The sequence below is a fragment of the Pokkaliibacter sp. MBI-7 genome, assembly GCF_029846635.1.
Classification (GTDB): Bacteria; Pseudomonadota; Gammaproteobacteria; order Pseudomonadales; family Balneatricaceae; genus Pokkaliibacter.
The window spans coordinates 964,004-982,350 of record NZ_JARVTG010000002.1 but is presented as its reverse complement, the minus strand read 5'-3'; the positions used below and the strand labels follow the sequence as shown (position 1 = coordinate 982,350).

23 protein-coding genes are annotated in these 18,347 nt (G+C 53.3%); 15 read left to right on the top strand and 8 right to left on the bottom strand.

Going from position 1 to position 18,347, the window contains the following annotated elements; translation table 11 throughout:
• Window positions 1–7: 7 nt before the first annotated feature.
• On the bottom strand, window positions 8–1,267 hold the full coding sequence (locus QCD60_RS24200; protein ID WP_279789245.1) for a hypothetical protein: 1,260 nt from the start codon (window positions 1,265–1,267) through the stop codon (window positions 8–10).
• The gene (locus QCD60_RS24195; RefSeq protein WP_279789243.1) at window positions 1,257–2,384 is read right to left on the bottom strand and encodes a nucleoid-associated protein; all 1,128 of its coding nucleotides are present in this window, start codon (window positions 2,382–2,384) and stop codon (window positions 1,257–1,259) included. Before QCD60_RS24195 ends, QCD60_RS24200 begins: the two co-directional genes overlap by 11 nt.
• A 116-nt stretch (window positions 2,385–2,500) precedes the next feature.
• Between QCD60_RS24195 and QCD60_RS24190 the strand changes: the two genes are divergently transcribed.
• Together QCD60_RS24190 and QCD60_RS24185 are read left to right on the top strand one after the other, a co-directional pair.
• Window positions 2,501–2,980 carry a hypothetical protein gene (locus tag QCD60_RS24190; RefSeq protein WP_279789241.1) on the top strand — a complete coding sequence of 160 codons (480 nt, stop codon included), beginning with the start codon at window positions 2,501–2,503 and terminating at the stop codon, window positions 2,978–2,980.
• Window positions 2,981–3,460, top strand: coding sequence for a hypothetical protein (locus QCD60_RS24185; RefSeq protein ID WP_279789239.1), 480 nt, complete (start codon window positions 2,981–2,983; stop codon window positions 3,458–3,460). It abuts the gene before it with no gap.
• A gap of 60 nt (window positions 3,461–3,520) precedes the next feature.
• Here QCD60_RS24185 and QCD60_RS24180 read toward each other — a convergent pair whose 3' ends face one another.
• Window positions 3,521–4,738 carry an IS256 family transposase gene (locus QCD60_RS24180; RefSeq protein ID WP_279784912.1) on the bottom strand — a complete coding sequence of 406 codons (1,218 nt, stop codon included), beginning with the start codon at window positions 4,736–4,738 and terminating at the stop codon, window positions 3,521–3,523.
• Window positions 4,739–4,847: 109 nt separating this feature from the next.
• On the opposite strand from QCD60_RS24180, the gene QCD60_RS24175 reads away from it, so the two are divergent.
• On the top strand, window positions 4,848–5,819 hold the full coding sequence (locus QCD60_RS24175) for a hypothetical protein (RefSeq protein WP_279789237.1): 972 nt from the start codon (window positions 4,848–4,850) through the stop codon (window positions 5,817–5,819).
• 97 nt (window positions 5,820–5,916) lie between these two features.
• On the opposite strand, the gene QCD60_RS24170 is transcribed toward QCD60_RS24175, so the two are convergent.
• The 4 genes from QCD60_RS24170 to QCD60_RS24155 all read right to left on the bottom strand — a co-directional run bounded on the left by QCD60_RS24170 (window position 5,917) and on the right by QCD60_RS24155 (window position 8,702).
• Window positions 5,917–6,525 carry a hypothetical protein gene (locus tag QCD60_RS24170; RefSeq protein WP_279789235.1) on the bottom strand — a complete coding sequence of 203 codons (609 nt, stop codon included), beginning with the start codon at window positions 6,523–6,525 and terminating at the stop codon, window positions 5,917–5,919.
• 9 nt (window positions 6,526–6,534) lie between these two features.
• Window positions 6,535–6,708, bottom strand: a complete 174-nt coding sequence (locus tag QCD60_RS24165; protein ID WP_279789233.1) for a hypothetical protein — start codon at window positions 6,706–6,708, stop codon at window positions 6,535–6,537.
• Between the two features lie 809 nt (window positions 6,709–7,517).
• Window positions 7,518–7,736 carry a hypothetical protein gene (locus tag QCD60_RS24160; RefSeq protein WP_279789231.1) on the bottom strand — a complete coding sequence of 73 codons (219 nt, stop codon included), beginning with the start codon at window positions 7,734–7,736 and terminating at the stop codon, window positions 7,518–7,520.
• A gap of 243 nt (window positions 7,737–7,979) precedes the next feature.
• Window positions 7,980–8,702 (bottom strand): S24 family peptidase, encoded by a 723-nt coding sequence (locus QCD60_RS24155; RefSeq protein ID WP_279789229.1) that lies wholly within the window; start codon window positions 8,700–8,702, stop codon window positions 7,980–7,982.
• A gap of 140 nt (window positions 8,703–8,842) precedes the next feature.
• On the opposite strand from QCD60_RS24155, the gene QCD60_RS24150 reads away from it, so the two are divergent.
• The 5 genes from QCD60_RS24150 to QCD60_RS24130 all read left to right on the top strand — a co-directional run bounded on the left by QCD60_RS24150 (window position 8,843) and on the right by QCD60_RS24130 (window position 12,608).
• Window positions 8,843–9,076, top strand: coding sequence for a hypothetical protein (locus QCD60_RS24150; RefSeq protein WP_279789227.1), 234 nt, complete (start codon window positions 8,843–8,845; stop codon window positions 9,074–9,076).
• 191 nt (window positions 9,077–9,267) lie between these two features.
• Entirely contained in the window at window positions 9,268–9,795 is a 528-nt protein-coding gene (locus tag QCD60_RS24145; RefSeq protein WP_279789225.1) for a phage regulatory CII family protein, read from the top strand.
• Entirely contained in the window at window positions 9,788–10,015 is a 228-nt protein-coding gene (locus tag QCD60_RS24140) for a TraR/DksA family transcriptional regulator (protein ID WP_279789223.1), read from the top strand. Before QCD60_RS24145 ends, QCD60_RS24140 begins: the two co-directional genes overlap by 8 nt.
• Window positions 10,012–12,249, top strand: a complete 2,238-nt coding sequence (locus QCD60_RS24135; RefSeq protein WP_279789221.1) for a VapE domain-containing protein — start codon at window positions 10,012–10,014, stop codon at window positions 12,247–12,249. The genes QCD60_RS24140 and QCD60_RS24135 overlap by 4 nt, the downstream gene beginning before the upstream one ends.
• Window positions 12,246–12,608, top strand: coding sequence for a hypothetical protein (locus tag QCD60_RS24130; RefSeq protein WP_279789219.1), 363 nt, complete (start codon window positions 12,246–12,248; stop codon window positions 12,606–12,608). Before QCD60_RS24135 ends, QCD60_RS24130 begins: the two co-directional genes overlap by 4 nt.
• Window positions 12,609–12,706: 98 nt before the next feature.
• On the opposite strand, the gene QCD60_RS24125 is transcribed toward QCD60_RS24130, so the two are convergent.
• Window positions 12,707–13,084, bottom strand: a complete 378-nt coding sequence (locus tag QCD60_RS24125; RefSeq protein ID WP_279789216.1) for a hypothetical protein — start codon at window positions 13,082–13,084, stop codon at window positions 12,707–12,709.
• 58 nt (window positions 13,085–13,142) lie between these two features.
• On the opposite strand from QCD60_RS24125, the gene QCD60_RS24120 reads away from it, so the two are divergent.
• The 7 genes from QCD60_RS24120 to QCD60_RS24090 all read left to right on the top strand — a co-directional run bounded on the left by QCD60_RS24120 (window position 13,143) and on the right by QCD60_RS24090 (window position 18,341).
• The gene (locus QCD60_RS24120) at window positions 13,143–13,466 is read left to right on the top strand and encodes a phage holin, lambda family (RefSeq protein WP_279789214.1); all 324 of its coding nucleotides are present in this window, start codon (window positions 13,143–13,145) and stop codon (window positions 13,464–13,466) included.
• A 43-nt stretch (window positions 13,467–13,509) separates the two neighbouring features.
• Window positions 13,510–13,776 (top strand): hypothetical protein, encoded by a 267-nt coding sequence (locus QCD60_RS24115; RefSeq protein ID WP_279789212.1) that lies wholly within the window; start codon window positions 13,510–13,512, stop codon window positions 13,774–13,776.
• Window positions 13,769–14,254: a hypothetical protein gene (locus QCD60_RS24110; protein ID WP_279789210.1), complete on the top strand. Its 486-nt coding sequence runs from the start codon at window positions 13,769–13,771 to the stop codon at window positions 14,252–14,254. Before QCD60_RS24115 ends, QCD60_RS24110 begins: the two co-directional genes overlap by 8 nt.
• 286 nt (window positions 14,255–14,540) lie before the next feature.
• Complete coding sequence (locus QCD60_RS24105; protein WP_279789208.1) at window positions 14,541–15,476, top strand: antA/AntB antirepressor family protein; 936 nt, start codon at window positions 14,541–14,543, stop codon at window positions 15,474–15,476.
• A 131-nt stretch (window positions 15,477–15,607) separates the two neighbouring features.
• Window positions 15,608–15,943 carry an HNH endonuclease signature motif containing protein gene (locus QCD60_RS24100; RefSeq protein WP_279789206.1) on the top strand — a complete coding sequence of 112 codons (336 nt, stop codon included), beginning with the start codon at window positions 15,608–15,610 and terminating at the stop codon, window positions 15,941–15,943.
• Window positions 15,944–16,075: 132 nt separating this feature from the next.
• The gene (locus QCD60_RS24095; protein WP_279789204.1) at window positions 16,076–16,606 is read left to right on the top strand and encodes a phage terminase small subunit P27 family; all 531 of its coding nucleotides are present in this window, start codon (window positions 16,076–16,078) and stop codon (window positions 16,604–16,606) included.
• Entirely contained in the window at window positions 16,572–18,341 is a 1,770-nt protein-coding gene (locus QCD60_RS24090; protein WP_279789202.1) for a terminase TerL endonuclease subunit, read from the top strand. The genes QCD60_RS24095 and QCD60_RS24090 overlap by 35 nt, the downstream gene beginning before the upstream one ends.
• Window positions 18,342–18,347: the final 6 nt, after the last annotated feature.

Here is an 18,347-nt window from a genome sequence, read left to right as displayed (position 1 = left end):
GGTTTTCTTATAAATTGGATTCTGCAATCTGCCAACAGCTAAAGAAAAATCCAAAAAGTATTGCAATGAGTAGTAGAAACCTAAACCATACAAGTTTCTCTTGTGACTTCTTAGTATGTATTTTGAGGTCTTCAATTGCTGCCATTGCATTGCTTTTTATGTTTTCATCTTCGCTCTCAATAAAATCCTTATATACTGTCCCCACTGACTTCTCTAATGACCTAATTGAGTCTGCTTGAATGTTTAGCATTATATAAACTACGACGGATGCCAACAGCATCGTTGCTAATGACATCAGAACTTTTATGATACTTGAGCCATTATCTACTAATGCTGGAATCAATGCTGTAGCTGGGATTGCTATAAGCTTCTCTTGTTGGCCAATAAGTATTTCATTAGCTTTAGCCATTAGCTCAAGTTTGTTCTTTTCAATGGCTGCAATATGGTTGGCTAGGGAGAATTTACGTATATAAATTTCATAGGTGCTTTTGTATTTTTCGATTATTTCTTTTATGTTAATCAGCATGTTAAATGTACTGCTCTTTCTTCCCTCGCTTAAGCTGGCGAGATCAGAAATAACATGCGTGAGTATCATTCTTCTTTCTGTTGTGTGCACATCAGCAAGATTGATGATGCTTTCAAAGTTGGTGAGAAGCTCTTCATTTATAGATGCTAATTGTAAGAGAGAATCTGCATTAATTTTTGTTGAAATATAAGTTTTATTGTAGCCATGTTTTCCTTCTTCCAGAAAGATAAAGGCAGTAGCACTGTTTTGCCTGTCTTTATGATGTGCTATTGTTTCCAGGGTACGGTTGAAACGTAAATATTTCTCTACCGCAATGAATGAGTTTATTTTTGTTTCTGCACGCTTCCCAAAAAAATATAACTGCTTCTCTTCACATAAGTAGGCAACGCTTGGTGATCTATTGTCTGATATGTCGGAGATGTTTTTATCTAGCCATGAGCTCTCACTGTCTACGATTTCATGGATAAACCTTGCAGGATCAAGCGTGATTTCTAAATCGCCACCTTGAGGGCAGTTATTAATTTCTTCTATGAAGTCTATATCACCGTGCTCTTCACCATTAATTTCATAAATGAAACTAATGTCGATATTCACAGCCTCCAATAGTAGTTCCTTGATGTCACTACCGACATTAGATAGTGAAAATATCAACATATTTCCACTTTTTTCAAAGTCTTGACCTCTGTGGAGTTGGGCAAAGATCTCTACAAGTCTATCCCTTCCACTGGTATTAGTCGTCATTTTCTTCAGGTTCTTCAGTGATTTCGTCTAGCGCACTAATGATAGCATTTTTGAATTTATGTGGCAGGTTTTTGAATGTTAATGAATTTGAATTTTTGTCATAAACAATATTTGCACTGCGTTTGTCATCGTCGGCATACTTGGCGCTATTGACTTCAAAATTGATATTCCAGTCATCTTCTTTGTGATCTATTCTCGTATTTCTCTTTATGGCAGACTCTTTTGGTTGGAATTCATTGCTGATCTCATAATTATTTTCTGAAATGAATTTTCCAAAATCTGCCTCAATGCCAGTGATAGCTTTAACTTTATTATTGATCATATCCACTATGTCAGATAAGAGAATGCTCTTATTGCGACTAGATAACGCATTTTTTAGCATGGTGGACAGGTCATCTTTTATGTCTTTTAGCTGGGTTTTGTCCAGCCCGCTTTCTGTGCAAAACAGCTTTTGGGCTTTATATACATTATTGGTCGATGATAATGATGGTATATAGTCAGAGCAATCAAGAGCTTTTCTAAAGTACCCGCTTGTTTCAGTGTCTCCACGACTAAAGAAACTGAGGTGAGAGTCATTTTTATTGCCTGATCGATATTGAGTTAAGTTTATTCTGACGGCTTGATGTAGTTTATCAATATTAATGCTAATGTTTTCTTCTGGCTCAAGGTTTGCGTTGAACATCAAGCCAGCCTTATCTTTTACCATAACAACGGCTAGAAAATCACAATCTGTGCCCTTATAGTTTTCCTCATATCTAATGAATACTAGATATCCGCCTGATGCGAATCTTTCAGTATCGGCTTTCTCTTGAATAAGCTCAGCAGTTTTGAATGTGAAGTCAACAAAATTTGAGTTAGAACTATTTATGAATGCTTCTAATAATCCTACGTACTTGTAGGTAGATACGTTTGGTTGGAATGTACCATAATTTTTTGTGGTGGATTTACTGGCGTATGCCTTGATTACATCGGATGCCAGCTTAATAACGAATTCGTTGCTTGCATCTAACTCTTTCTTACGATCTTCAATACTGGAGGTTTCAGTATATCCCGGTTTTGATTTTTCGTTACTGCTATATTTAATGAAATTGTGCACGATAATATTTTTTAAATTCATATTCTTTCATGCCTAAAAATCGAATGGAAATTCATGTAAATAATATGTATATAATGGTAACAAAGTTATCACAACTACCTTTTAGGTGTATAGGTATCTAGCTCAAGGACCGAAGCATGTACAAATCCATCACCACCTCACTTCTGCTTTCCGCTGTTTCCCTGGCCGCTGCTGCGGCCCCCACACCCGCCGAGATCGGCCAGCAGGCCCAACAATACGTCAGTATGGTGGCCTGCGACCCGGTGAAAGATAGCTTCCGCACCCTGAAGCTCTGGACCAACCCCAGCGACCGGCCCAGCGGCGCACACCAAGACATCAAAGACATCTACGTGACCCGATGGGTCGGGGATTATGGCTGCCATGAAGGCTATGAGGGGATGAATCTGGTCTTCACCGTGGTGCGCCACGATGGCCGCTCGTATATCGACGTGGCTGCCAATTACCCGCTGTTACCCCATGCCGATCCCTTCAAAGCCGACATTCAGCAGGGCGATAACGGCCAGCTCACCGTGCTCAACGCCGATCAGGATGGCGGCTCGGTGGTGTGGCATTTCGACGAGTCAGACATGGGTGTGGCGCTGAAGGAGGGGGTGTAGTTGGCAAAGTGGTGGTTTCGCGATAACGCCTTGCCGTTGCACTGGTCGGTGTATGTAGCGGTCTTTGTGCTCGGCACGCTGTTGATGTCGCCGGGCCTGCTGGGCGTGTATACCGACTATCGCATCAACCACCACCTGCGCACCGCCACGGCGACGGTGGTGGGCTGGGACACCGTGCCGATCCCGAGACTCAACAGCGAGTATCACACCGTCCGCTATGTGTTCGCCGCAGACGGCCAGCAGTACGGATGCACCACGCTCTGGTGGGATGGCGGCTGGTGCCGCATCGACCCTGACCGCTGGACAGAATCCAAACAAACCAAACGCATCACCATAGACTACGACGCCGAGCTTCCTTTTCTGAACCGCGCCACGGCCGACAACCCGCAACCCAGTTTTATCCTGGGTGGGATAGTCTGGCTCTGGATGCCGCTGATGTGGTGGGCTCAAAGGCGGGAGAGTGCAGGCCGGTGGCGGTGAGGACGGTAGTCTTATAAATATATAAAGGGTCTGTCAAACGAACTGTGTAACTGCTCCCTTTCAGAGTGCGGCCAGCGGCACGCGCTCCTCCCCAAACATCACCTGAAAACTCTGTAGTGCCGGTTTCCAGTGATGAATAGCCTTCCAGTTCTTCGATGCTTCGCGGATAGCCAGAAAGAGTGACTTGAGTGCCGAATCGTCGTTCGGAAAAATGCGCCGATTACGTGTCAGTTTCCGCAGGCTCATGTTCAGGGATTCGATGGCGTTGGTCGTGTAGATCACTTTCCGGATCTCCGGCAGGAACTGGAAGAACGGTATGATGTTGTCCCAGTGACCGCGCCACAACCGCACCACCGCCCGATATTTCTCACCCCAATCGCTCTCAAAGTCATCCAGTTCGCGCACGGCTTCGTCCGCTGTCGCCGATGTGTAAATTCGCTTCAGGGCACCCACAACGACCTTGCTGTCTTTGGTGTTGACATAACGCAAGCTGGCGCGCACCAGATGCACAATACACAGCTGGGTCAACGTTTTCGGAAACACCGCGTTGACCGCTTCCGGCAACCCCTTCAGGCCGTCCATACTGGCGATGTAAATATCCTGCACGCCACGATGACGCAACTCCGTCAGCACCGACAACCAGAACTTCGCCCCTTCGCTTTCGGCCAGCCACAGACCCAGCACTTCTTTCTCGCCGCGCAGATTGACGCCAAGCACAACGTGCGCTGACTTGTTCACCACCTGCTTGTTGTGCTGTACCTTGACCACCAGACCATCCAGCCAGACGATGGGGTAAATCGCTTCCAGCGGTCGCGTCTGCCACGCTTTGGCTTCCTCCAGAACCGCATCAGTAACCTGGGCGATGAGTGTGTGCGAAATCGTCACACCGTATAAGTCCACCAGCGCACTCTCGATATCACGCGTGGTCATGCCCTTGGCGTACAGTGTCAGGATCTTGTCTTCCATCCCCGCCAGCCGAACTTGCCGCTTCTTGAGCAGCTGTGGCTCGAAGCGGCCTTCTCGGTCGCGGGGAGTCTCTATGAGCAAGTCGCCGACATCACTCTGCACCGTTTTACGGCTCTTGCCGTTACGGGTATTGCCCCGCTTGGCACCGGGCTCGGCTTTGTCGTGGCGGTCGTAGCCAAGGTGGTCGTCCATCTCGGCTTGCAGGCTGCGATTGATCATGTGTTGCAGCATCTGGGCGTACAGCTTGCTGACATCCTCCGGGGTCTTACATTCCTGAGTCAGCTCATCCAACATCTCTGGCGTTAGTGCCATGTAACTGCTCCTCGCGGTGTTCCCGCATCATCCCATAAACGCAGTTACACAGTTCAATTTACAGACCCTATATAAAAGTATTTTGAGTAATAAATTGCAGGAGCTCACTTTGGATAAAGATAGCAAAACTCAGGATTCGCTAACTAAAGAAGAAATAGAATTACAGAAATTAATTAAGCCTTTTGTTCTGGCTTTTGTTTCGGTTACATTAATATTTATTCCTTTTCACAGGTTGACTTTTCCGCTGCCCACGCCTTTGCATGCTCTTCAATTGTTACCTGTTTTGTTTTTTGTTGGTGCAATAATAAAATATTTAGTCAATATAGATTTTAAGTTAATTTACTCGTATTTAATGAAAAAATATGGATTGGAGCTGAATAAGGACTCAGAATTAAGGACATCAGGATGGATAGGGATGTTTGGCAGTTCCATATTTGTCTGTGCGTATTATTTTGCGGACAGTGAGGCTTACCTTTACTTGATTGGAGCGTCGTTAATACTGATGCTGTGGTCGATGATGCTTTTTCTAGAGGATATTGCTTTAGTGAAGACGTTAGTCAGTTATTCGTCTTCCAAGGTTCTTATATCATTCTTGTCTATATGCTTGGTTTATTGGGCGAGTGCAGTCTCTCAATCAACTCTAAATGAAGTTTATGGTGTCAGCCCAAGTTATTTTCCCTTTGCTATAGGTTTAGGGATTTTTATAAATATTCTGAAAGTACTTAATTGTTTATCTTTTATTACATTTCCTATTTCGGCAGTTGCAAGTGTTCTAAAATTTCTATCGAAGAATGGCATGAAAGAATTTAATCATTATAATGTTTTTTTCAATGTTTCCCTTCTGGTTAGTATTTTGGCATTGCTGACTTTACCTTTGGTGTGGTCTGACAGTTTTTTAAAGAAAGGGTTAATAAAAGCAGCGGAATCTTTTGATATGAATAGTAATCACCATTGTCAAAATTCGTTATTAATTGATTCTAGTGGCACTAAACGATCTGTAATATTCCTAGGTCAGGACTCTAACAAGGTTTTATATAAGTCAGGGGAAGAGTACAAAATAGTCGACTGTAAACCAGACTAGCAGATGAAGTATTGATATAAGCAATTTTTTTGTTTTTTAAAGTTCATACTAAGCACGCTTCAATTAGCCCAGATTTTACTGGGCTAATTACTTTCCCTTAGACTCGCTTGAATGATGTATCTCTGTCTCTGGGAATGAAATAGCCTTTAATACAATTAGGGTTTCTGATAGCAATCTGAATATGGTTCTGTTTGCGGAACCCGGCAGTAGGATACAGTTCGTCACCTTCAATGAAGGCGGCCCGCACTGAATCAAACTCTGTAATGAGCTCACGGGGCAGGCTGGGGTCACGAAGGCGATTCCACAGGAAGTTAAACAGGCCACAATCAAGGCGGCGGACTAGCCTGTCAGGGCCCAAATGATTAGTTGGGACGGGGAAGCCCGTTGATTGCAGTGTGTCGATATAAAGCTGGTAGTTATCAGCCAGCATATCAATATAGGCTTGGTTCAGCAGGTCGAAACATTCACCAAGGTCAATAACGGCGCCTACTACAAAAGGCGTTTTGATTGAGCTGCTGGGATTACCTTTGCTGGCCCAGTCTTTGGCGCGCTGGAGGTTGTTTTCCCAAAAGTACATGCCGGGGCCAAGCCAGTCGTGGTCATTTGTACTTTCTTTTAAGGGTATTGTTCCATTTACCAGGGCTCGTCCGACTTCTTCGTCACATCCGTGTAAGCCCAACACCAATGTGGGGTGTGATACGTACATGCCATCCTCTTATGCATGTTTTGGATACTGTGCACCTTCTCTGTAGAAGGGAGTCATATTGCCATCCTGATCAAGGATTCCTGCATCCTGAAGCAGTTTTTTTGCTTTGTTCTGGTCTTTGCGCAGCTCTTCGCTCTGCTTACGCAGGGCGTCAGCCAACTGGCGGGCTTGTTCTTCTCTCATATTCACATCCCCTGATGAGAGTGCTGCCTACTACCACAATGCTGTTGCAAGCATCGTGAGGTGTTTGGGGTTTAAGTTTGATCGTTAGATCCACTAGCGGTGGCTGTTGTTGCTATGTGGATGTCGTCTAACAAGCGATAAACGTCAAACGATATATGCTCGCTTCTTAGCTTTGTTTGGCCACGAGGATGGTGGGTCACATAATCTGGATACTCTTCCATGTAGTATGAGACGAGTGCAGGTACTGGGTCTTTGACTACCACTGTTCGACGGTCGATGTTAATGGCGTATGCGAGGGCGCACTCGAGCGTTATGGGGTAAATAAAGCCTTTAAGTGTGCTGTCGGTCCTTTCTACCATGTCAATCCGAACGCGTTGGTTACCCTTTGAGGCGCGCCCAAATGAGACGCCTTGCAGCTTGTCGCCATACCAGATTGATAGCTCAAAACGCCGTGGATGGCGCAGGTATGAACCTGCCTTCTTTTGCCAATTAAGGCCGATGAATCCAGTAGGGCTACTTGGTGGCACCAGGGCTAAAGTTTGACGGTTTATAGGGGCAAGCTTAATCAGCCTGGAATCTACTGAGCTGGGTAGGTCTAGATCTCTAAGGTAGTCAGACTCTACATATCGGTAAGCATCGTCACGCTGTGCTTGATAGTGACTGCGTGCGTCTTCGTATGTTTGCCTAGCTTGACTTTGTGTTGCCGTCACCTTCAACACCTGTTGCTTTTGAACAAGAAATTGAAGGTGAGGGTATCAGGGAAGTTAAGTGAATAGAAGGAGCGAAATAAAGCGACTTGTGCGTTCAGGTCAACCAATACTGCAGTAGTGTTTGGGCTCGTTTGGCACAGGACGCACCTTCCGATTCTTGCGCATATGAACGAGAAGTTGCTTCTTATCAAACGGCTTATGCTCAACTTCAGGTGTGCCGTTATCTACAACTGCTACAGCGTCTTGCTTCGCCTGAGCAGACGCTGAAGGAGCATGAGTGTGCTCTTCTGCTTCTGGTGTTGGGGCGTAAGCTAACATTTTCTTCTCCTGCATTAAAATCAAACAGCATCAGGCTACTAGCACCGATGCTGTGAAGTAATAATATCGATCAGATATTATTCAACTGGGAGTCTACCGCAAACAAAATAAAACATCCATTAAGTGTACATCCATACACTTTGAAGTTGGTTATGCAGTTGAAGCCTTTAAACATCAAGGTTTGAGAGGTGGTAAGACACACCTATCCCTTTTTTAACTGTGCAACTGGATATCTTCGCTGACTCACAAAGCCCCACTAATAATCCTCACCACTCGCCCAATCACTCTCAGGTGATGCTCATCCTGGGGGGTGATCAGCTCATCCCGGTAGGCCGGATCGGCTTTGTTATCTGAGCTGATCAGGATGCCGCCGCCAATCTTCTTGAACAGCCGCTTTACCCTCAGTTCGTCTTCTACGGCGATGGCGTAGACCTTGCCGTCTTTGATCTGTTTGTCGGCGGTGTCGATCAGCACGCGGTCGCCGTTCTGCAGGCGGGGCGTCATCGAGTCGCCGCTGATGTGCACGGCCGCCAGGCTGAGGGCGCTCAGGCCGTCACTGGCGATAAATTCGTGGGGTATTTCAGTCCATTGGGTCACTTCTTCTCTATCCACTACTGTGCCAAAGCCGGCTGCGAGGTGTACGTCGAGCACGGGGATGGGCACATAGACCGGGCGATTGTTGCCGAAGGGGGATTGTTCGGCTTCTCGAATGTAGATGGAGGGCTGGGCGTCACCGTCGATGGTGTCGTGCCAGTGGTCCATCCAGCCATCTGGCAGGGCAAAGGTGTCTTCCAGCAGTTTGGCCAGCTTGTTGCCGATGTTGCGGCTGGGGTTTTCTCCCATGATGGCGCTGATCTGCGACTGGGATTTGCCGGTTTTTTCGATCATGCCTTTTTGTCCGCCTACGGATTCCTGCAGCAAACGGGCGTTGTTGAGGCGGATTTCGGAGAGGGTTCGTCTTTGCATGATTGATGGTTTCTGGCTGCTTAAAGGTGTTTTGATGATACTAATGATTTTATTTGAAAGGTAAAACATCAAAACGGTGTTGTTTTATGATCTTTATGATGGTAATTTGGCAGGGCAATCGGCTGAGGAGGCTTTAGCCCATGTCTAGCTTTCGAGTTTTTATTGCGCAGTTGAGCGCTGAGGAGTTGGCTGAATACGCCGCGCGTTGCGAGAGTTCGCCACGTTATGTGGATCAGTTGAAGTTCAGCCAGAAGGTGCCGCGCCGTGAGTTGATGGCACGTCTGGTATTGCATTCGGGGGGGAGAGTGTCACGGGAGTGCTTGCTTGAGCACTTTTATCCGCCGGCACTGTTTGCTTCTGATAAGGCAGCCTGACCCGCTGCTGAGAGATTGGCCCGGTGCTCACCACCACAGTTCACACCGGGCCACGGCGTAGCCGTTAGGGCGCGGATGGCCTTTCCACCACAGAGCAGCCATCCGCTGGACACAGTCATGCCTGTGCCGTACTGCGTACTCTATCAAAGGTGTACGTGCTTGGGCACTGGCAGCGTTTAGGTATTTTTGCCATGTCTGATTCTTTTGATCGCCTGGAGCGTGAGGTGTTGCCTCTGCCGGAGGCGCTGCGTTTAGTCGCGCGGAGTGAGGCGTATTGCCGGGGCGGTATCACCGGCTTTGCGTATGCCACGGGCCGCAACCCGACAACCCTTTCTCATAAGTTTGATCCTGCCCATACCCACCATGTGCTGAATCTGGTCGAGGTGATGGACTTCCTCCGTTATGTGGAGCCGAAGGGCCGCGCCATTGTGCTGGATGCCTTGCACGCTGAGCTGGGTAATACGTTGTGGTTTGAGGTGGCCCGGCTGGAGTTTGAGGAGGTGCCGGCCAATCTGGTGGCCAGTGCCAGTGAGTTGCTGCGTACTGCCGCCGATACGGTGGAGGCCACGGCGCAGCATATCGAGGACGGGGAGATTTCCGCCAGTGAGCTGGCTGCCACGCAGAAGCTGAGTAACCGGCTGATTCGTGCGGCGGTGGGGTTGTATCAGCGGGCCAGGCTGGTCCATCTGCAGGGCAAGGGAGGGCACTCCCATGGATAACGTCGATAGAGCCAGTGAGCTGATCGAGCTGCGGATGGATCACTGGCTGTCTGCGCGTCAGCCTCTTCTTAGTGGCCCGGTGTTGTTTGAGTGCGTCGATTGCGGCGGTGAGATTCCCGCCCGGCGCAGGCTGGCCATGCAGGAGGGCTGCTGCCGGTGTGCTGAGTGTCAGGCGATAACCGAGAAGCGTGACGCGGCGGCAAGGAGGGCGCGGGGATGAGCTTTGAGGCGCTGGATGAGGTGATGAGCCAGCTGCGGCAATACGGCCTGCAGCCTTCCACTCCGCTGGAGCTGGGTAAGCTGTCACGTTGCCCGATGGAAGGCGACAAGGGCAAGAAGGCGACCGGCTGGTATGTGGTGCATCAGTACCATACGACATCTGGCCGGGTGATGTATTTCGGTGCCTATGGTGACTGGCGCACGCAGGAGCCGCACAAGATCAAGACCAAGGGCGTGCCGCTGACGGCGGAAGAGCGCGAGGTGTTGAAGGCCCGGCAGGCTGAGGCCATGCAGAAGGCGCGGGAGCGTAAGGTGCACGCTGCGCGGGTCGCGGCGAAACGGGCGCGGCAATTCTGGGAGCGTATGAGCGATAAGGGTGCCAGCCCGTATCTGTTGCGCAAGCAGGTAGTGCCGGTTGGGGTAAAGTTCACGCCGAACGGTTCGGTGCTGGTGCCCATGCGTGACCGTAAGTCGAATATTGTCGGCCTGCAGGTGATCTACCCGGCGTCGCACCCGGAGTCGGGGCTGACCAAGCAGTATGTGCCCAAAGGGATGGATAAAGAGGGCGCTTTCCATATGCTGGGCCGTCACCCTGACCCCGGTGAGCCGATTCTGGTGGCGGAAGGCTATGCCACGGCGGCCAGCATCCATATGGCGACGCAGTTTACGGTGGCGGTGGCCTTTGATGCGGGCAATCTGCTGTCGGTGGGTAAGGCCATGCGGGAGCTGTTCCCCGGCCGTCCGCTGATCTTCTGCGCCGATGATGACTGGAAGACCAAGCGCCCCAGCGGTGAAGCATGGAACCCCGGTGTAGAGAAGGCGGACGATGCGGCGCTGGTGTTGGGCGGGCAGTGGCTGAAGCCGACCTTTGGCCCGGATCGGCAGGATAGCTGGACGGATTTTAATGACTTGCACCTGGCCGAAGGACTGGAGCGGGTGCGTGATCAGATCATGGAGGTGGTGCGGCCGGAGGCGGTCGGCGGCTGGAAAGACAAGCTGCAATACACTCAGTCAGGCGCACTGGTGTCGCACATGAGCAACGTGGTGCTGATCCTCTCGAATGATGTGCGCTGGCAGGGTGTGATCCGCCGCGATGATTTCAGCACCAAGGTCTACAAGGCGAAAACGCCGCCCTACGGTGGTAGCACCGGCGAGTGGTCGGATACTGATGACACGATGACCCTTAACTGGCTGTCACAGACCTACAACTTCAATACCAAGATTGGCGCGGTGGTGGAGGCCGTTACGGTGGTGGCGGCGCAGTCGTCGTCGCATCCGGTGAAGGAGTATCTGCTGTCGCTCCAGTGGGATGGCACGCCGCGGCTGTCGTTCTGGCTGAATCAGTGCCTTGGGGTGGCGCCGGGTAAGTATTCGGAGCTGGTAGCCGAGCGCTGGATGGTCGGCGCGGTGGCGCGGGTGATGGATCCCGGCTGCAAGATGGATAACGTGTTGATCCTCGAAGGCGGGCAGGGCGCGGGCAAGAGCACGGCGCTGTCGATCCTCGGCGGTGAGTGGTTTATGGATACGCCCTTTACTCTGGGCGACAAGGAAGCGTTCCAGACCATTCGCGGCAAGTGGATTATCGAGCTGGGCGAGCTGGATGCCTTTAACAAGGCCGACAGCACCAAGGCCAAACAGTTCTTCGGGGCGCGTGTAGATACCTTTCGCGAGAGTTACGGGCGACGGGCGATTGATCTGCCACGCCAGTGTGTGTTCGCTGGCACCACCAATCAGGAGGAATACCTCAAGGACAGCACGGGCAACCGACGTTACTGGCCGGTGACGGTGACAACCATCCACCTGGATGCCATCCGTGAGATTCGTGATCAGCTGTGGGCCGAAGCGATGCAGTGCTACCGGGATGGGGCGATCTGGTGGGTGGAGCCGGAGGAGCGAACGCTGTTTGAGGAGCAACAGGACAGCCGCTATGCGGTGGATGCCTGGGAGCATCAGGTTCTGAACTGGCTGGAGTATTACATTGGTGAGTTTGTGACCAGTGATGTGATTCTGTCGGATGCGTTGAAGCTCGATTTTGGCCACTGGGGCAAGCCTGAGCAGATGCGTATTGGCCACATCATGCACCGGCTGGGCTGGCGTCGGGCACGGCTGACCAAGCCGACGCGCTCCGGCGCCCGGCCCTGGGGTTATAAGCGGCCCGATAACTGGATCAAGTATGAGGAGCAGACCACCCCCGAAGCCAGCCCGGCAGTGGAAGAGCTGGAGCCGGTCCTGTGATTGCCGCGATGGATGCTTTGCTGAAGGACTGGGCGCAGGAGTATCACCCGCCACGTCAGCAGGAGGAGGAGCCGCGCGGGCAAAATATGATTGCCCGTCTGATGGAGAGCAAGGGGGTGTTGATTCGTGGCAGCCCCGGCGGCAAGGTGCTGACTGACCGTGGCTATGACATCGAGCTGATTGTGACGCGACAGCTATCGGAGGCGCTGCGGTTTATCGTGCTGGAGCATTACACCAACCATGACAGTCTGGAGGAACAGAAGATAGCTGCCTGCCGTATTAGCCGGGCGACCTATTACCGTCGCCTGCATGAGGCCCATCTGGCCATTGCTCAGTTGCTGCTGGAGCGCGCAGCGTGAGCCTTCACCTGATCTTGTCCCACCGTCCCAGCTGGCTGTCATGCTGGGACACCGCTACAGCCCGCGCCGTTACTGGCGTGTCCCACTGTCCCACCTTGCTACGCACGCGCGTATACGCGCGCCGCGCGCACGCCTTCTTTTTTCTTTCTTTTATAGGTGAAGAAAGTAGTAGGACAAGTGGGACAGTGGGACAAAGCCAGAAGCCACAAGGGATACAGCCGTCTAACCTTGTGTCTCACCCTGAATTCGCCAGACAGCACCTGATCACCGCTGCTGCGTTTTGCCCAAAACCGGACTTTTTCACCGGGATTGGCCGGGTGTTCGCCTACATTCGCCGGTGGCAGCAAAAAGCCCTTGCTGCCATGAGAATCGGGGTGTTCAATGTCGCTATCTTCGAAGAAGTGCACCCGTAGCAATCGCACTTCACCACTGCAAACCCGGCCCCGTGCCGGGTTTGTCGTTTCTGTAGCACTCATTCTGAGCCTCGCCCTGTGCGGGGCTTTTTCGTTTCTGGGCTGATCGTGGGAGGGCGCAATGCCGGAGAAAGAACCGCAGTTCTGGCTGGCGATCTGGCATGCGTTATCTACCTCGCCAACCTGGCAGGGGGCTGTGATGGCTGCCGTAATTTCCATCTTGCGTGTGTTGTACGACGGCAAAGAGACCAAGCCGGTCCGGCTGGCACTGGAGGCACTGATCTCCGGTGCGCTGACGTTGTGCTCAGGCAGTCTGATTGCCTGGCTCGGTTTGCCGGAGAACGTCGTCATGGCCGTTGGCGGGGCCATCGGTTTTCTCGGTGTGACTACGTTGCGTGGTCTCGCCATCAAATGGGTCGGCAAGCAGGTCGGCTCTGAACGTTAAGCAATCCATTCAGCGATGCATCCCGATGGGGAGGAGGTGAACCATGCCTGCATGGGCATTACAGCTGGTGCTGTTCGTCGGCCGTATCGTGCTGCGAACCGCCATGGATAAACAACTGCGCCACGCCGTTACCTCGGCCATTCTCAGCGCCGAGCAGCAGGGCGGCGATGGCCAGCAGAAGATGGGCAAGGTGCTGGAGCAGGTGAAGGCGTCAGGCATTCAGGCGGTGAAACATGCCACTGAGCCTGAGCTTCGGTCTGTGATCGAAATGCTGCTGCCAAAGGTAGTGGGGAAGGTGGGCAATGAGTGAAGTCGATTACAACGCGATCCGCACGGGCATCATCCAGCCTGCCTTGCAGCTGCTACCGGAGAAGATGCGAAGCCCGCAGGCAGAAGTGATGCTGCTGGCCATCGGCGGGCAGGAATCACGCCTGCACTATCGCCATCAGATCGGTGGCCCTGCCCACGGGTTATGGCAGTTCGAGCAGGGCGGTGGGGTCAAGGGCGTGCTGGAGCACAAAGCCACCCGCGCACTTGCCGCAGAGATCTGCGCCGCACGCCAAGTGCCACCGACCATCCCGGCGGTGTATGCGGCTATCGAGTTCGATGATGTGCTGGCCTGCTGCTTCGCCCGTCTGCTGCTCTGGACTGACCCCGGCCGCCTGCCGAACCGCACCGAGGAGTCGCTGGGCTGGACGGTCTACCACCGCAACTGGCGACCCGGCCAGCCCCACCCGGAAACCTGGCCATTGTGCTGGGGTAAGGCGGTGGAGGGGGTGTATGGGTAGGCGTAACGGCTAAAACACGATTTCTGATTGACGTCTTCAAGGAGTCGCACCTAAACTGCACCCCGAGGCGTAGAAACCTCTTACATACACGGATTACTCCAACCCCGTCAGCGTTGGCTTTTTTGTGCCTGCAACAAGCAGGTGCGCCAGCTATGGCTGCCCGGTTTATGCCGGGAGGGCGACGAATACAATACCCGAAAGGGGAATAAGTCCGCGGTTTGTATGGCCGTTTCTACCCTCCCGACTCCCTATTTCTCGTAGAAAAGAACATACAGGAGTGCCAGACATGGCCAACTCAACTACAGCACTGGTCCCAGTGTTTTCCGGCTCTATCAATAACGAACCCGCTCAACTGGTCGATGCACGCGAGCTGCACGGCTTCCTCAGCGTAAAGAAAACCTTCGCAGCCTGGATTCAAGGTCGAATCACACAGTACGGATTTAAAGAAAATCAGGACTTTGTGAGTTTTTTCCAAAACGGGAAAAAACCTACAGGTGGTCGCCCAAACATTGATTACCACCTGACCCTCGATATGGCCAAAGAGCTGGCGATGGTTGAGCGTAATGAGAAAGGCAGAGAAGCACGCCGATACTTTATCGAGTGTGAAAAGCGATTCCATCAGGCTGCCACCGCCGCAACCACCCCGGCGGCGTTACCAGACAACACCATTGCGCTGGAGTTTTACGAATACCTCTACGAGGGCAAAACGCTTCTCGTCACCGTGGAAGGCAACGATATCTGGTTCTCAGCCGGTAGCCTGACCGAGGCGCTGGGGGTGAGCGAACCCGCGTTTGCATACCGCCGCATTCATCCCCGCTTTGTGCGGGACGATATGCCGCATAAAAACCGCAGAGCGCGGATGATCAAACTGGAAGGGATGGAACAAGTGTTCCTCTACGCGCACGACCAGCGCGTGCCCCCGTTCAGAAAATTCCTGAGCGAGCTGCTCACCCGACCAGAGCTGCTGGAGAAGCCAAGTCAGGATCCGGTCGCACTGGCGGCCCAAGCGCTGGGCAAACAACGCTTCATCATGCAGTTTGACCTCAACCATCAAATGAAGCTCACACCCATTCAGCCCGACACACTGCTGATCAACCCACAGGATCTGGCGAGCATCCACCAGTTAATCAGCGAGCGCATTCCGGCGCAGTTACTGCCCGCCCTGATGGAAGCCGGGCTGCAACGCCTGACCAAACTGACTGGCCGGTATCTGACCAAGTAGCGAGACAAGCCCCGTGCTTTTAGTGCGGGGAGGATGTCAACAACGAGCACTAAGGCCCGCAATAGCGGGCCTTAGTGCTTTTGGGCTAACAGAAATAATCATGAACAACAACTGATCGGTGGGGAGTGTGTATGGCAGCCAGTCCTGAGCGGCGGGCGTCGTCATCCCAGCGTGGGTATGACTATGCCTGGCAACGGGCGCGTGATGGTTATCTGCGCCGTCATCCGCTGTGCTGCCTGTGTGATCGGCAGGGCAAGGTGGTTGCGGCATCGGTGGTTGACCACATCGTTCCGCACCGGGGTGACAAGGCCCTGTTCTGGGATCGCAGCAACTGGCAGCCCCTCTGCAAGCATTGCCACGACAGCGTCAAGCAGCAGCTCGAACGGTCGGGCCGGGTGGCGGGGTGCGGTGCCGATGGCCGCCCCCTCGACCCGAACCACCACTGGAACCGCGCCTCCCCCGGCTGACCATCGCAGGGGGTAGGGGGGTACCCAGACTTTTGCCGATTTTTCTTCTAGACCGCATGCCCCCCTCTTCTTGCACAACCGGGAAAAATGGGGAGGGGGGGTATCTCACGAAAGCCTGATCAGGGAGGGCTTATGGCGGGTAATGCCAACTCAGGACGGCCGGCCAAACCGGCAACTGTCCACCTGCTGCAGGGGAATCGCAGCAAAAAAAGCATGTCGGAGCTGCTGGACGAAGCCGCCACACCGGCGGTGCCTGTGGCAGCACCGCCCATGCCCGACTGGCTGACGGAAGATGCCGCGGCCGAATGGCAGCGCGTATTGCCTGACCTCATCACCCTTGGGCTGATCTCCACCCTCGACATGATGGCCCTCGCCACCTATTGCGAAGCGGTCGCCGACTGGCAGCGGTTTCGCTGCATGATCGCCGAGCAGAACCAGCGCTCAGAATCGGGTGACAAGGGTGACGTACAAACCTTCGCGACCGGTGCCAAACAGATCTCTGTCTGGCGACAGCTGGCCAACGATGCCGAAAAACGCGCTAACGCGGCGGGGGCACAGTTTGGCTTCTCCCCCATGGCGCGGCGAACGCTGAAACCTGCCGCCCCCGCGCAAGGAAACCTGTTCCCCAATGAGCATGAAGAGGCCGCGGCCAAGTACTTCTGAGCTGCGCGAGCTGACGCAAGCAGAAGACAGAGCCACCGCCTATGCTCAGGCAGTAGTGAAAGGGGAACTGGTAGCCGGGCCAGACATCCGCAACGCCTGCAAGCGCCACCTGCGTGATCTGAAAAACGGCCACAAGCGTGGGCTGGTGTGGGATCTGGCTGCTGCCCGGCGCGTGATCGGTTTCTTTGAAGACGTGCTGTTTCTCAACGGTGGTGACTTCGAAGGCATCCCGTTCCTGTGCGCGCCCTGGCAGGCATTCATCCTTGGCAGCCTGTTTGGCTGGAAAGACAGCGACGGCGCCCGACGATTCCGGCTGGCGTACATTGAAACGGCCAAAGGCTCGGGTAAAAGCCCGCTGGCTGCCGGGATCGGCCTGTACGGACTGATGGCCGATGACGAAGCCCGCGCCGAAGTGTACGCCGCCGCCACCAAGAAAGATCAGGCCATGATCCTCTTTCGAGACGCCGTGGCCATGTACAACCAGTCGCCTGCACTGGCCTCGCGGCTGGTGCCTTCAGGCATCGGTGAAAAGGTCTGGAACCTTTACTACCCGCGGACTGCCTCCTTCTTCAAACCGATCAGCGCCGACGATGGCCAGTCAGGTCCGCGCCCACACATCGCCTTGCTGGACGAGATACACGAGCACCGCAACGGCAACATCGTCAACATGATGCGAGCAGGCACCAAGAGCCGCAGCCAGGCGCTGATCTTCATGATCACCAACAGCGGCTCGGATAAAACCAGCGTCTGCTGGGAATACCACGAAATGGGCTCGCGCATCTGCGCAGGCAAAGAGCACAACGACGCCGTCTTCGCCTTCATCTGCAGCATCGACAAAGGCGACGACCCGTTTAAGGACGAAAGCTGCTGGGCCAAGGTCAATCCGTCCCTCGACTTCATCCTCGAAGGCCGCAAAGACGGCATCCCCGGCCGCAAATACCTGCGCGAACAGATCGGCGAAGCGCAGGGCATGCCCTCGAAAGAAGCGGTGGTGCGCCGCCTCAACTTCTGCGAATGGACACAGGCCGCCTCGCCCTGGATCTCATGGGAAATCTGGACGCAGGCCGAAGAGCGGGTGCGCATACGCCTGCTGCGGGATCGCCCCTGCGTCGCCGGGCTGGATCTGTCCAGCACCACCGACCTCACCGCGCTGGTGCTGCTGTTTTACCCCACAGCAGAAGACCCGTGCTGGCGACTGCTGCCGTACTTCTGGATACCGGAAGAAGGGCTGCTCAAGCGCGAAGAGCGTGACCGCGTGCCCTACACCCAATGGCTGCGGGAACGCTTTCTCGAAGTGACCCCCGGCCGGGCTGTCAGCAAAAGCCATGTGCTGCAACGGCTGGTGACCATCTGCGACTACTTCGACGTGCGCCAGATCGCCTACGACCGCTGGCGCATCGAAGACCTCATGCGCATGATCGAAGACGACGGCATCAGCCTGCCCGCGCTGGTACCCTTCGGACAGGGCTACCGTGACATGGGGCCAGCGATAGACGAATTTGAACTGCGCCTGCTCGGCAATCAGCTCCGCCATGATGGCAACCCGGTGCTGACCTGGTGCGCAGGCAATGCCGTCACCAGCTCCGATCCGGCAGGTAATCGCAAGGTCGACAAACAAAAAGCCACTGGCCGCATCGACGGCATCGTGGCCAGCATCATGGCCGTCGGCACCAGCGGCAACGTGGCGGCGGGCAGCGGCACCTCCATTTACGAAGACAGCAATGTCAGCATCTGAGGACAA